The sequence below is a fragment of the Ignavibacteria bacterium genome (genome assembly GCA_016873845.1).
Taxonomy (GTDB): Bacteria; Bacteroidota; Ignavibacteria; order Ch128b; family Ch128b; genus JAHJVF01.
In genome coordinates this window covers 15,406-29,720 of the sequence record VGVX01000007.1, presented here as the reverse complement: position 1 = coordinate 29,720, position 14,315 = coordinate 15,406, and the positions used below count along the sequence as shown (strand labels likewise).

The window sequence follows — 14,315 nt, the reverse complement described above, 5'->3', positions numbered from 1 at the left end:
AGTGGTTTAGCCATGATCCAACTACTTCAGCTTCGCTAAAACGAAGAAAAAAGTTTGACCAAAAGGGAATTTGAATCAGACCATAAAAAAAATCTATGCAATTTCTTTCAGTCTGAGTATATTTATTATTGTGATTAGAACATCAATTTTAAATCTCAACGAGTCTTAATCAGCTTCATGAAGCTAAACATTTTCATTCGACACCATATCAATCCATCAAATTACTATAGAATATATCAGTATCTAAATTATATAAAAGAATTTCATGTTGTAAATGTTATAAGCAGTTTTCCTTCGTTTTACTACAAGTATCTTGGCAAGTGTTCTAAAAATAAATTTCTGAGCATTTTATTAAAAGTTATCACCTACCCTATCGTCCAATTGAAATTATGCCTCAAAATTTCTCTAATGATATTTCATCCTAGGTCTATACTATTTATCCAGCGGGAGATATATCCACGGCGGCTTGGATTTATTCAAAAGAAAATCTTAAGCAGACTTATAAATCGGAACAAAATAATTTGGGATATAGATGATAATATTCTCGCAATAAATGAAACATCAAAAGCTGAATTCAACCTGTTAAGCGAAAAGTCTGCTTCGATAATTGTTTGTCATCAGTTTTTGAAGGACTGCTTGGATAAAAAATATATCAATAAAGTTGTCTTCTTACCTACAAGTGATGTTGAATGTGCTGAATTCGATTTAGAATCAGCAAATCAAAAAAGATTAATTGATTATCCGAAGACAGTAACCCTCGGATGGTTAGGCACATTTAATAATCTCCGGTTCTTAGAAAAAATTTTAATTTATTTAGATAAAAGTGCTGGGGTCTTGCAAAAAGAATTTGGTAAAGAACTCATATTAAGAATAGTCTCAGATACTCGTCTCGAAGCGAGTGCAAATTTCATAAAGATAAATAACATTTTATGGACACGAGAAGTAGCAGTCGATGAATTGAAAAATATTCACATCGGCTTGATGCCATTGGACGATAACGAAATAACAAAAGGAAAATGTGCTTTTAAGGCAGTACAATACATGGGATTTGGAATACCCGTAATCGCTTCAGACGTTGGATTCAATCGGGAAGTAATTGAGGATGATCGTTGTGGTTATTTGATAAAAAACAACAGAACCTGGTCGGAAAAAATTATTCAACTCTCAACAAATGAAAATCGATGGGTGCAATTTTCGAACAGCGCTCGTAGTAAATGGCTAAATGATTTCAATACCGACGATATTGTGAAAAAGATCATTAAGATAATAGGACGATAAAATGAAAATCTCGGTGGTAATGGCTACATACAATGGTGAGAAGTATATTGAGAAGCAGTTAGATTCGTTGATATCGCAAAGCAGACTTCCGGACGAAATCGTAATTCACGATGATCACTCGATTGACAAGACCTATGACATCATTTCAGAGTTTATAACTAAAAAAGCTCGTAATTACCCTATTTCAATCATTCTTAAAAAAAATAGTGAGAATTTGGGATTCGCAAGAAATTTTAAGAATGCAATCGATTCTTCTTCAGGCGATCTCATATTGCTGAGCGACCAGGATGATATTTTTACAACGGAGAAAATAAAATCCATTGAAGATTTCATGAATCATGATGAGCAAATAAAGGTATTGATTTCTGCTTTTAAAATGATTGATGACAAGGATAAATTGATTTCGGGAATACGGCCATTTAAAATTAGCAAACCAGTAACAACGAAAGAATTATTAAAAGGGAATTCTTACCCTGGATGCACAATCGCCTTCAGGTCTGAATTAAAACAATATCTCAATTATTTTAACGACAAAATGTTTGCTCATGACTGGTTTTTGCTTCTACTAGCAAGTGTTCTTAATAAAAATTCCATATACTATTCTAATAACCCTTTAGTGTTTTATAGAATGCACTCGGAAAATACGCTTGGCCTCAATTATAACTACCAAATAAGATATACTTTGATAGAAAGAATGGAGGGGCTTAGAAGAACTAACTGTTTCTTACAAGAGTTAATTAATATCTTCAAATGGAAGAACCTTCCCAACACGAGTAATGATTTATTCTATAATCAAATACACTTAAACGAAATGCGAATCAATTTCTTAGAGGGTAAAATGAGTCTAATAAAACTTCTACCAAAAATATTCCTATATCAAAATGTGAAAATGTTTCTTGGCGATCTTGTTTATAAGATGAAGTTGAGAAAAAAGTGATTAGTACCCGAAGTTGAGCTGAATGATTTTCAATTTTTTTAGACAATAAAACACAGATAAGAAAATCATCAGTTCTGTAAAGATCCACATAATAGGAACAGATAAATAACCAAATAAGCTTATTGCGATTACTAATACAAATATATGACTTATCCCAAATATTAAGACGATTTTTGAAAATGTTTTTTCATGTCCGAAGTTAATCAAACCGTGAATTCCAAGTGTGTAATTACCCCAGCTAATAGTCAATCCAAGCGATAAAATCGAAAAGATTAAAATACTGCTAGCATATTCATCGCCTAAGAGTATCTTAATAATTATGGGAGATGAAAAAAAGATTACCATCGATAAAATTGAAGTTATCAGCATTGCGTATTTGAATAGCTTATTAAACTGCCTAATTGCTTCCTCTCGGTTTTCACTAATAAGCTTTGAGAAATGTGGAAATATCGCCTGATATAGAGGAATACCAAGAAATTGAAATGCTTTAAATATTCTCTCGGCTGCAGAGTAATACCCAACAATCGTATTACTAGTTAAAAATCCTAAAATAACGCTATTACTAGTTGTGTAAAGATTCATAGCAACGTTCGAAATGAAAATTTGCAGTCCGGAAATAAATTGCTGTTTGATTACTTCAAACGAAGGTATCTTGACAATTATTCTGTACGTACTAAAAACGATTATCAACGAAATTATTCCTGAAACCAATAGTCCAATGAAATTTAGAACTGGAAGAACCATGTAGTCGTCCACTTTTCGAATGAAAATAAAAACAGTTACTGTAAAAATGAGTTTCGAGATGAAGTTAACAATAGCGATGAATTTCATCTTTTCGACGCCTTGGAAGAACCATTGGGGAAAGAGTATCCAGCCAATAACAGTTAAAAAGCTAAGGAAGAAAAATAGTTTCTCCTCAATGAACTGTTCAACGAAAGTGATGAGAAAAAGAAAGATCGCAAAGGAGATTAAAAAAAGTACGGCTTTAATGACATAAACAGATATAAAAATTTCTGAAACTTTTTTGTTGTTTTCCCGATGAATAGAAATTTCACGTGTTGCAGATAAATTAAATCCAAAATCTGTTATAAAAATAAAATATAACATAAAAGATTGAGCAAATGCATTCAGACCAAATTTTGCCGGTCCTAAAACACGAACCAGATAAGGAAGTGTAATGAGCGGAAGTATATAATTTGCAACCTGAAGGAATGACAACGAAAAAAAATTCTCTATTATTTTTCTTCTATCCTGCCGTTTAAGCTGATCGGTAATTCGTTTAAGTATCAAATTTTATTACTCTTTTCATGATTACTAAGAGTTTCAGAATTTGAAACTTTTAATATCTCCGCGAACCGAACCATTAAACCGACAGACGTCCAAAAGACTATTGAGAACTGAAATCCTTCAAAATTAGGCTCCATCAACGAATGAACATAAACTCCAACTATTGAACTCAAAAACGACCATAATAAGATTTTATTCGAGTCAACTTTTTCTCTTCTATATGATTTTATAAAATAAACAATAACTCCGATAAGCAGAGTGATGAACATTATAGCACCAGGTACGCCAGTTTCACCTAATAGCCCCAACACGATATTGTGAGCTGAAGCATGATCGAGTATAACGAATTTTGCATGATAACCCAAATTACCGATCCCTACACCTATGATAGGATTATCCAAGAACATCTGCCAGACATCCTTATAAAAATTCAGACGAGTGTGATATGAGAAGCTTTGTTCAACAGTGGCTATCCTTTCAACCAATACATACGTCAAAGGATTCAATAAAAGAATCAGTGCAACTAAAATTATTGTAAACAAAAGTGGAAGAAAAGTTTTAGGTTTTAATATTCTACCTAATAAAAAAATAATCGCTGCTGATAAAGCCAGCATCCCACCCCGAGACAGAGTGAATACAATCGCAGAAAACATAACTATAATAGACAATGCAACAAGAATTTTTTCATTTATAGATTTTAGATATAAGAAATATCCAATGGTTAGAGGAATTAATAGAACATAAAATGTCGCTAAGTAATTTGACTTTCCCCAGGAAGTTGCGAGAAGATTTTTCTTCAAGAAAAGTCCCACAATTCCTCTGGCAAGTCCCCCCAATTCAATTATGATCGAAAATTCAATCGCTGAAAGTATAACCCCAAATAATATCAGCATTCTTATGGTTGTTTTAATATCACTCAGCGACTTTGTGAATCTATAGGTAAATAAGAAAAATACCAGCCCGTAGAAATAACTTTTCCATATTAACAAAGTTCTGAGCTTGTCTACTGCTATAAAAAAGCTAAGCAGCCCCCACGCTAAAAAAATTAGCAAAAGAGTTGAAAAAAAATGCCAATTTTTTTTTTCATTTGATTCAAAAAGAGCTTTGAAAATTAAAATTAAGAATAGAAGCGGAAAAAATATATCAACAAACAAGATCTGAGGAATTTTACCGCTAATTTTCACCTCGCCTACGGATCCTGCAAGAATTGCAAATAACAAAAGATAGAGAGCATACGCCGGATTTTCATAGAGAAACTTCAGTGAAAGCAATAATACAAATCCACCCAAAATAATTAGGGGTGCAGTGTAATCGATTACGATTAAAGAAATTATTAAAAGTAACTCTAGAAGAAATAAAAATTTGAAATCTTTTATAAGAGATAACATTGATTGGTTCGTTTTCAAAATCACAACTTATTATCTGGAACCGCTACTTTTTCCGGAATGCAAACATACGCTGCATCGGAAGAAAAATTTCCTCTCTTAATTTTTTATATCGAGAGTGCTCGTTTTTGATCTCTACAAAGGAATTTTTTATCAGCACGAAACAGATGGATAAGAAAAATGAGATTAAGAATGAAGCCAATACAATAATGCTTCTTTTAGGACTTGATTTTTTTTCTGCCGGGACTGCTACATCCAAAACCAACACTACTGGGATATTCTTCTGTTCTTCAATTTTTGATTGCTCAAATATCGGAAGTAAAAACTCCATTAGCTTTGTCTGAATCTCAAAATCTCTCTTAAGTCTTAGATATTGAATACCGACTTCAGGAATATCGCCAAAAGGCACAAACAAGCTTAAAGATTCTTTGTTTAATTTTTCCCTTCCAAATTTCATTTGATTCAATTTACTATTCATCTCTTTAATTTGCAGTTTCGCCTGCTGAATTTCCGGACTGCTTTCGTCCATAGTTTTTCGCAAGACTTCAAGTTTAATTTCCTCAATCATTATCAAGCTTTTGATTTCTGCCGCAGCTTGTATTGCCGCCTTAGTTTGTTCATCTATTGCATAGACACTATACTTTTCGCTAAACATTTTTAAGCTGTCTTCGATGTTTTTAAGATCAACTTTTAATTGTTCATACCTTTTTTCAATGAATTCTCGATTGTTGCGTGCTTCTGCAACTCCAAGCTCGATACTAATATCGTTTAATACCTGAACAAAGTAGTTTGCCATATCAGCGGCTCTCTTTGGATCCTTATCCGAAACTTTTATTGTGATATTTCCTTCATCTTCCACATTAAACTGAACATTGTCTTCGAATGCACCGATTACATTTTCTATGGGTGCAGATTCACTAAAATCATAAACTTCACGAATATTAAATTTTCTGATAACCTTTTCGAATGATGAACGGCTTTGAAGGATCGCTAAATAATTAAAAGCTTCATCGGACGTGGTTCCCAATCTGCCTAAAGTTCGTGAGATATCTTTTATAGCTGTAGAAAATCCTGCTATGTCACCAAACAATCCAGATTTTTTCTTTGGCGAAAGAATCGATGCTGTAGATGTATACCAATTTGGCATTAAGAGAGAAATAATTACAGCGAGTAATGTTACAATTCCTGTATTCCAAAGAATAATTCTCCTATATTTGACCAGAACAATGATGAAATCTTCAAATCTTTTTTGCTGCTCACTGTTGTTTTCTTTATTCATTAATTTACAATCTTTCGTTCGTTATACTCTAATTTAATATTTATTATTTAAGCTGATTGATTAAAAGATATATTGTAGCTAATGATGCGATGATTCCAAGTCCATCCCGTGCGATTGAAAAGTAATATAAAAATGGGCGTTCTGGTTCGCGCGGTACCCAAATTGCATCGCCTGCTTGAATTTCAGTTTCATCAGGATCAAGCCATTGATAGGTTCTCGCTTTAATTACTTTGACTTCACTTTTATCGGCGTTCTCACTGAATCCACCGGCAAGCGAAACATAGTCATTAAATCCTATATTATCTCTATAAGGCTGGTATCCGGGATTTTTTATCTGACCAAAAACATAGACGTTTTGATTTACTGGTGGAACATGAATAATATCACCATTTTTCAATGTGATATCTAGCTCAGATTTTTTTTCCCTAAACAATTTCACAAAATCAACATTCACAATGCGTCTTTTGAGTTTCAACTCTCTTATCAAGTATAGACTATCCAAAGATTTCGCAGTAGCTGATCGCAAATTTTGAATTAACTCAAAATCTTCATCAATAAACTCTCCTACAGATTCGCTGGCACGGATAATAAGAGCCGAACCGAGATCAGCTTCAGAGGTAAAACCTCCTGCAGCACTGATAACTTGAGAAAGTTTTGTATCGTTCTGTAAAATTGGGAAAGCTCCAGTATTCTTTATTTGTCCGGAAAGGTAAACAATAAAATTATTTGGTTTATCTTCAGATGAAGTTACATAGATCTGATCTCCGCGCTCAAGTTTGAAATCTTTATTTTCAGGGAACTTAAGTACAAGCTCATCTCTTTTCTTAATCGATTGATTAAGTCTATACAAATAAATTTTTTGCTTGTTAGCCATTGTAGTGAAGTTTCCGCCAATGAGAAGCGCTTTTTCAAGGTCATCCCCCTCAACAAATTCATACACATCGCTTTTATTCACCTCACCATAAACAGAAATGAAATCGAAAAACAAATTTTTCAGCGGGACAAAAATTCTATCCCCCTCCCTTAGGTATGGATTATGCTTATCCTCGCCTGTTGCATAAAACATTGGCAAATCAACATTAACGTTAGTCCCATCTTTCCTATGGAGAATAACTTTACGTGTAGAGATCCGTTTATAAATATCTGAGATTTTATTCGGATCAAGCTTTTGTAAGTCTAATGCCAACTCTCTTTCATTCTCCTTTGATGGATTTATCAACAGAGTATTGGCAGCACTTATTGTTGTTAAGTTTGCCATTATAATTGCTTTATCAACACGATCCACTGAAGATACTTTGAATGCAGATTGGTTCGATACAACTCCAGAAACCTGCACTAAAAAATTTCTTGGCGAAGTAAGAGTTACTGAAACTTCTGAAGTCAAATATTTCTGTTTGATTTTTTCGCTGACTTTTTTCTTCACTTCTGCAAGATTAAGGTCAGTTACCTTAACAACACCAACTGTAGGAATGATCAAGCTTCCTTCTGGATTAACATTGATTGAATATGTTATTCCCATTGCTCCCCATATACCGATAGTAAATTCATCACCTGGTCCGATGATATACGTTTCTGGATCGATCGCTCCTTCAAGCGGAGTTGCTGCAGTGCCCGTTTTTGGTAACGACGCTTTCTGTAATAATTCATCCATTGAAGGGATTTTGTTTCTTAGGTCTCTATCCTGTGAAAAAGTACTGTTGTGAAAAAGAAGTGACAGGATTAATAAAATAAAGGAATATCTATTTATGTCTTTCATTGAACTAGATTTAATAATTTCAATTTAAATTCTTTACGAGGATCTCTGCTATTCTCTCTCCGGCTTTTCCATCCCATAGAGGCGGAATGGAGGAATCCGTTTGCTTTTTATTGAGACGAGAGTGAGCTTCATCATAAATTTTGTTGTAATTCGTTCCGATCAGTTTATTTGTACCTAAAGTAGTTGTAATCGGTCTTTCTGTATTGTCTCGTAAAGTCAAACATGGAATTTTTAGATAAGTCGTTTCCTCCTGAATTCCGCCTGAATCTGTAAGCACTAAAGCAGAATTTTTTACGAGATTTACAAAATCAATATAGCCAATTGGGTCGATTAATAAAATATTTTTGTGGATATCGGTCAATCCAGCATGTTCGAGGTTCTTTCGAGTCCTAGGATGAATCGGAAATACAATTTTGTAATTCTCTGCGAGACTTGAGAATTGTGAAAATATTTCTTTTATGTTTGAAGGATCATCAACATTGCTTGGACGATGCAATGTTACTACAATATATTCCCTGCTGGCGAGAGACATTTCAGTGAGAATCTTCGATCTATCAATTTTCGGCAGATAATTTATGAGTGAATCAATCATACAGTTTCCGACAAAGAAAACCTTGCCTTCATCAATTCCTTCATTAGATAAATTCTGTACACCACTTACTTCTGTAATGAAAAGATAATCTGCTATTGAATCCGTGAGTAATCTGTTTATTTCTTCAGGCATTGTTCTATCAAAACTTCTAAGGCCGGCTTCCACATGAGCGACTTTAATTCCGAGTTTCACAGCAACAAGACTGCAGGCAACCGTAGAATTAACATCTCCAACTACGATAACTAAATTTGGTTTCTCTTTTAGAAGGACTTTTTCAAATTCAATCATAATTTTTGCAGTTTGCTCAGCATGCGAGCCTGAGCCGACCCCTAAATAAAAATCCGGTTTTGGAAGTTCGAGCTCTTCAAAAAAAACTTTTGACATGTTAACATCATAATGCTGCCCTGTGTGACAAATCAAATGCTGAACTTGATCATTATATTTTTGAAACGCCCGATGGAGCGGGGCGACCTTCATAAAATTCGGACGCGCACCAACTACACTGATAACTTTTTTCAAACCGAATACCCCTTTTTATTACCTGAACCTAACAGAACAATTTTTTCGCGACCAGATTTTACATTTTTTGTTGCATTGCGTGTATCAATAACTCTTTTCGCATTTTTAACAATCATGTCATAATTGTATGCGGAATGATTTGTCACAATTACTACTAAATCGGCTTTTTTAATTAAGTCTTTTGACAATTTCTTTGATTTTAACTTCAATCCATTGATTTCGATTTCTGGTACAAACGGGTCATTATACATTAAATCAACTTGGTAATCTTTTAGGAGAAGTTCCATTACTTTTATTGCAGGTGAGTGACGCGTGTCATCAACATCTTTTTTAAAAGCTGCACCTAAAAAAAGAATTTTTGCTTTGTTGATGGACTTATTCATCTGACTCATTTCACGAAGGATCATCGACTTAACGTAGAAAGGCATGTTTTCATTTGTTTCAGCTGCGAGCGTAATGAATTTTGTTATGAAGTCGTAGGATCTCGCCTGCCATTCTAAATAATAAGGATCAATTAAAATGCAATGTCCTCCAATTCCAGGACCAGGATAAAAAGGCATAAATCCAAAAGGTTTGGTCGATGCAGATTCGATCACTTCCCACATATTAATTCCACCCATACGATCACAGAGCAGAGCTAATTCGTTCACAAGCGCGATGTTTACACTCCTAAAAATATTTTCTAAGAGTTTTTCCATTTCGGCAACTTTTGGATTCGACACTTCCACAACTTTTGAAATAATTTTTGAATTTGCCAGTGCAGCAAGTTTTGTGCATTTCTTTGTAACGCCGCCGACTACTACTGGAGTATTTTTTGTCGTCCAAACTTGATTACCGGGATCGATTCTCTCCGGTGAAAAAGCTAAGTAAAAGTCCTTTCCAACTTTCAATCCGGTTTTTTCCAAAATTGGCTGCACATACCCTTCAGTTGTATTTGGAAAGGTAGTACTTTTAAGAATTATTAAATGATTGTACCTCAATCCTTTTGCTACTTCTTTAGCAGCATGAACAATGAATGAAATATCCGGTTCTTTGTTCTCTGTGAATGGAGTAGGAACGCAAATATAAATCACATCGCATTCAGGAATTGAGAGAAAGTGATTTTCAGCAGTTAATTTTTTGTTCCTGACTGCTTTATTGAAATCCGCATCTTTAATGTCCTGAATATAATTCTTTCCGTTGTTTATTGACTCAACTTTGGATTGATCGACATCAATGCCGAGCGTCTTAAATCCTTTTACAGCAAATTCAACTGCGAGAGGCAAGCCGACATACCCAAGCCCAACTACTCCGATTACAGCTTTTTTAGTATTTAATTTTTGTTCAAGAGTACTCATAAAAAAAATTACCTTTCAATATACCACTGTTTGTAATAGTTCTGATAATCGCCGGAGATTATTTCCTCCCACCATTTTTTATTGGTCAAATACCATTCAATGGTTTTGCGAATCGCATTTTCAAAATTGTGTTTCGGTTTCCACCCAAGTTCTTTTTCAATTTTCGATGAATCAATTGCATATCTTCTGTCGTGTCCTGGTCTATCTTTAACATAATTGATCAAACTTTCGTCTTTGCCCAATTCTTTCAAAATCAATTTAACGATTTCAATATTCGGTTTTTCTGTATTTGCACCAATGTTGTAGATCTCTCCAACTTTTCCTTTAGTGGCGACGTCATAGATCGCTTCGCAATGATCTTCCACAAAAATCCAATCTCTAACGTTCATTCCGTCCCCATAAACCGGTAGAGGTTTATTATTCAGGGCGTTGATAATCATTAGCGGAATCAGCTTCTCAGGGAATTGAAATAGTCCGTAATTATTTGAACACCGGGTAATTAGAGTTGGAACATTATAAGTGTTATGGTAAGCTCTGACTAACAAATCTGCACTTGCTTTTGATGAACTGTAAGGACTATTTGGTGAGAGTGGAGTTAACTCAGAGAACTTCCCTTCTTTCCCAAGTGAGCCATAAACTTCGTCGGTTGAAATTTGGACAAAGCGGTTCAACTCAAATTTCCGTGCAGCTTCGAGAAGAACATTTGTGCCAATCACATTCGTATTTATGAATTCATAAGAACTTAGAATACTTCTATCGACGTGAGACTCAGCTGCAAAGTTAATCAGCATATCAATATTTTCTTGAGAAATGATATATTCAACAAATTCGGAATTGCAAATATCTCCTTTATAAAATTTGAAATTTGCGTTTTTATCTACATCCTCAAGATTTTTAATGTTTCCGGCATAGGTTAATTTATCAAGAACAATAACTTTAAAGTTGTCTTTTTTTGTAAAAAGGAGTTTAACAAAATTGCTGCCGATAAAACCTGCAGCGCCAGTTACTAATATGTTTTTCAACGATCCTCCATCAGTTAGAGAAAAATCCAATTAAAATTCCACCAGTCAAATAGAAACTACTTCGGATAATGGCGGACGGTACACTATTTACTTTTTCACTTTCATTTATGTACCAATCTCTCGCGAAGTTAAATGCATAACCACATCCAAATCGTAAAGCCGTGAATCGATTTAAGCTATACTCAATATTCATCGTGGGAATGAATGTAAAGTAAGTCGTCGTAAGCAAATTTGAATAATTTTGATTAATTGATATCGTATCACCAAAATTTTTCCAAATGTCATTCCAGTCCGAATTTGGTATTAAATTTTTCAAATGCAATTTTGTTTCGCCGATTCCAATTATTCCGCCAAAACTTATGTTAACCGACGAGAGTGAAGTAGTATATTCAACACTGAGTCCGCCGAACGATTGATGATACTCAATTTTTTGCACGGTTCCTGAACTTATTCTTGAACTGATTGATTGACTTCCGCTCATCCCAATTCCACCAACTCGCAAGTTTGGGATGATCATAATGTAAACATATCCCCCACCGCCGTGAAAGTAAAAGCCATTTCTTGAAAACTTTTGAGAGTCATGTAAATTGACAAATGAATTAAGCTTATCAAAATCTGTCAAATTCCATCCTGCAAAATAACCACCGGCAAAACCGATTCTTCCTTCAAAATTATTTTGAGCCATTACATTTATTGTTAAAAGTATAAAACAACAAAAAAATACAACCCTATTATAAAACATCGACGGCAAATTTACCTAAAGAGTGAGTGAGTTTCAAGGACTACAATATATATTACCGCTAATACATCCAATTAATGCAGTTGATTTATCTATTGAAGGATTAAAAATCTATTTTTCCAACATCGGAAAAAAGCCGAGTATTTCTTCAATTGAGTTAACGATGAAATCTGCCTTCTGCAAATAATCTTTACCAAGAGTTGTTTCGACTGCGATGCATTTCATCCCAGCATTTTTGGCAGATTCAATACCAAGTGGAGCGTTTTCAATCACGACACATTGTTCAGCAGTCACGCCGAGTAATTCCTGGGCTTTTATAAATGGATCTGGATTTGGCTTTGCCTTCAATACGTCCTCGGCAGTTACGATTACATCGAATAGTTTTTGCCGTTCACCATTAATCGATTTTTCCATATTCTTTCTTGCTGAAGCGGTAACCAAAGCAGTCAGAAAACCACGATTTCGTAATTCACTGATTGTCTCAAACACATTTGGATAGTAAGTCAACTGAACTATTGAACGATAATATTCTCTTTTCTCTAAAATAAATTTGTCGTGTTCTTCTTCTGGAATTCTAACGCCTGATTCTTCCATAAGTATCGGAAGTATTTCAAATGAATTTCTTCCTTCATGAAGCAGAACAGTTTGTTTTGAAACCTTTCCTCCTCGGTCACCGAACATTTTATCCCATGCTAAGTAATGATAATGAAGTGAATCAACGATCACTCCATCCATGTCAAACAAAACTGCTTTAATCATAATACAATAATAGTGATTTTAGGAGTGTTAGAAAAAATAGAATTATAAATTTCTATAAAAACTCCCTCCAAATTTTCGCCTGAAGGGAGCTTATGTTTACGGTATTTGGAGAGAACTTAATCCATCATTTTTCTTAGCAGTGCTGATTTTTCGCTGACATCATCTTCTGTATCGGAAGCTTCCTTAAAATTCTTACTGAATGATTCATCTTGAGTTTCCGGGAATTGAAGTTTTGCATTAATATCAGCACGAGCTCGCAGGTAAGAAGGTGTGCTTAATACATCCAACTTATCAGGAGAATAAGTATTAATTAAACCTTCGGTCGATTCAATTGAGGTAATCTGCTTTCTTGGATGAAGTTCAATGATTGGAATGTCTGGTACGAGTTTATTTACTTTGCTGTAGCCGGTGGCAATTACGGTGATCATAACTTCATCATTGAATGATTCATCATGAACAACACCGAATTTTACGTATGCATTTTCACCGACAGCTTCTGTAATCGTCTTCATGGCTGCTTGCACTTCATCCATAGACAAGTTGCCTGAGCCAGTAATATTCACTAAGACGTTTCTTGAACCACGAATATCCAAACCTTCTAAGAGTGGACTAGTGATAGCACGATTTGCAGCTTCAATAGCTTTGTTTTCACCTTTAGCCCTGCCGCATCCCATAAGAGTATCTCCACCTTGACGCATTGCTGTTCTTATGTCGGCAAAATCAACGTTGATAACTCCTTTTTTAATGATTACATCGGAGATACCTTTTGTTGCATCGTAAAGAACTTCATTCGGTTTATCAAAAATATCAAAGCAGGAAGTTTTCTTATCTATTATTGCAAAAAGTCGTTCGTTTGGAATAACGATTAGACTATCTACATGATCCTTTAGTGCCGACAAGCCTTTTTCTGCGTTTTGCATTCTTGGTGCACCTTCCCATTTGAAAGGTTTCGTTACAATTCCTACTACTAGAGATCCAGCACTTCGGGCAATTGATGCAAGAATTGGAGAGCCTCCTGTTCCAGTTCCACCGCCAAGACCAGTGGTTACAAAGACCATATCGCTGTTAGCGAGAGCAGCTGCAACTTTGTCTCGGTCTTCTTCCATTGCTTTTTGTCCAACGGTAACATCACCGCCAGCGCCGAGTCCTTTTGTAATCGTTCTTCCAATTTGAATTTTATGTGGAGCAGGATTTCGTTCAAGAACCTGAGCATCCGTATTTATCGCGATGAAATCTACTCCAGTTAAGCCGCGTCGCATCATACTGTCGATAGCATTACAGCCACCTCCACCGATACCTACAACGCGGATTTTAGCTATGGGACTTTCTTCCCGATCGATTACGATGGAGTATTTTCGCAATCGTGTTTCTTCGTGGTCAAGACGATGTTGTGTCATTGTTCCTCCATTGTGAGTTTGTTGTTAT

General features: G+C 34.9%; 12 protein-coding genes. 2 read left to right on the top strand and 10 right to left on the bottom strand.

Features of this window, described 5'->3' with window-relative positions:
- The first annotated feature begins 177 nt into the window (after positions 1–177).
- Together FJ213_03210 and FJ213_03205 are read left to right on the top strand one after the other, a co-directional pair.
- Positions 178–1,278: a glycosyltransferase family 4 protein gene (locus FJ213_03210; GenBank protein ID MBM4175171.1), complete on the top strand. Its 1,101-nt coding sequence runs from the start codon at positions 178–180 to the stop codon at positions 1,276–1,278.
- A gap of 1 nt (position 1,279) precedes the next feature.
- A complete protein-coding gene (locus FJ213_03205; protein ID MBM4175170.1) occupies positions 1,280–2,215 on the top strand; it encodes a glycosyltransferase in 936 nt (311 codons plus the stop codon).
- Here FJ213_03205 and FJ213_03200 read toward each other — a convergent pair whose 3' ends face one another.
- From FJ213_03200 to ftsZ, 10 genes are all read right to left on the bottom strand, one after another.
- Entirely contained in the window at positions 2,216–3,505 is a 1,290-nt protein-coding gene (locus FJ213_03200) for a flippase (GenBank protein ID MBM4175169.1), read from the bottom strand. It abuts the gene before it with no gap.
- Positions 3,502–4,890 carry a hypothetical protein gene (locus FJ213_03195; GenBank protein ID MBM4175168.1) on the bottom strand — a complete coding sequence of 463 codons (1,389 nt, stop codon included), beginning with the start codon at positions 4,888–4,890 and terminating at the stop codon, positions 3,502–3,504. The genes FJ213_03200 and FJ213_03195 overlap by 4 nt, the downstream gene beginning before the upstream one ends.
- A gap of 43 nt (positions 4,891–4,933) precedes the next feature.
- The gene (locus FJ213_03190) at positions 4,934–6,166 is read right to left on the bottom strand and encodes a hypothetical protein (protein ID MBM4175167.1); all 1,233 of its coding nucleotides are present in this window, start codon (positions 6,164–6,166) and stop codon (positions 4,934–4,936) included.
- A gap of 43 nt (positions 6,167–6,209) precedes the next feature.
- On the bottom strand, positions 6,210–7,922 hold the full coding sequence (locus FJ213_03185) for a hypothetical protein (GenBank protein ID MBM4175166.1): 1,713 nt from the start codon (positions 7,920–7,922) through the stop codon (positions 6,210–6,212).
- 19 nt (positions 7,923–7,941) lie between these two features.
- Entirely contained in the window at positions 7,942–9,033 is a 1,092-nt protein-coding gene (locus tag FJ213_03180) for a UDP-N-acetylglucosamine 2-epimerase (non-hydrolyzing) (protein MBM4175165.1), read from the bottom strand.
- Entirely contained in the window at positions 9,030–10,370 is a 1,341-nt protein-coding gene (locus FJ213_03175) for a nucleotide sugar dehydrogenase (protein ID MBM4175164.1), read from the bottom strand. Before FJ213_03175 ends, FJ213_03180 begins: the two co-directional genes overlap by 4 nt.
- An 8-nt stretch (positions 10,371–10,378) precedes the next feature.
- Complete coding sequence (gene rfbB / locus FJ213_03170) at positions 10,379–11,392, bottom strand: dTDP-glucose 4,6-dehydratase (protein MBM4175163.1); 1,014 nt, start codon at positions 11,390–11,392, stop codon at positions 10,379–10,381.
- A gap of 10 nt (positions 11,393–11,402) precedes the next feature.
- Entirely contained in the window at positions 11,403–12,077 is a 675-nt protein-coding gene (locus FJ213_03165; protein MBM4175162.1) for a hypothetical protein, read from the bottom strand.
- A gap of 165 nt (positions 12,078–12,242) precedes the next feature.
- Positions 12,243–12,893: an HAD family phosphatase gene (locus FJ213_03160; protein MBM4175161.1), complete on the bottom strand. Its 651-nt coding sequence runs from the start codon at positions 12,891–12,893 to the stop codon at positions 12,243–12,245.
- A 113-nt stretch (positions 12,894–13,006) separates the two neighbouring features.
- Positions 13,007–14,287, bottom strand: a complete 1,281-nt coding sequence (gene ftsZ / locus FJ213_03155) for a cell division protein FtsZ (protein ID MBM4175160.1) — start codon at positions 14,285–14,287, stop codon at positions 13,007–13,009.
- Positions 14,288–14,315: the final 28 nt, after the last annotated feature.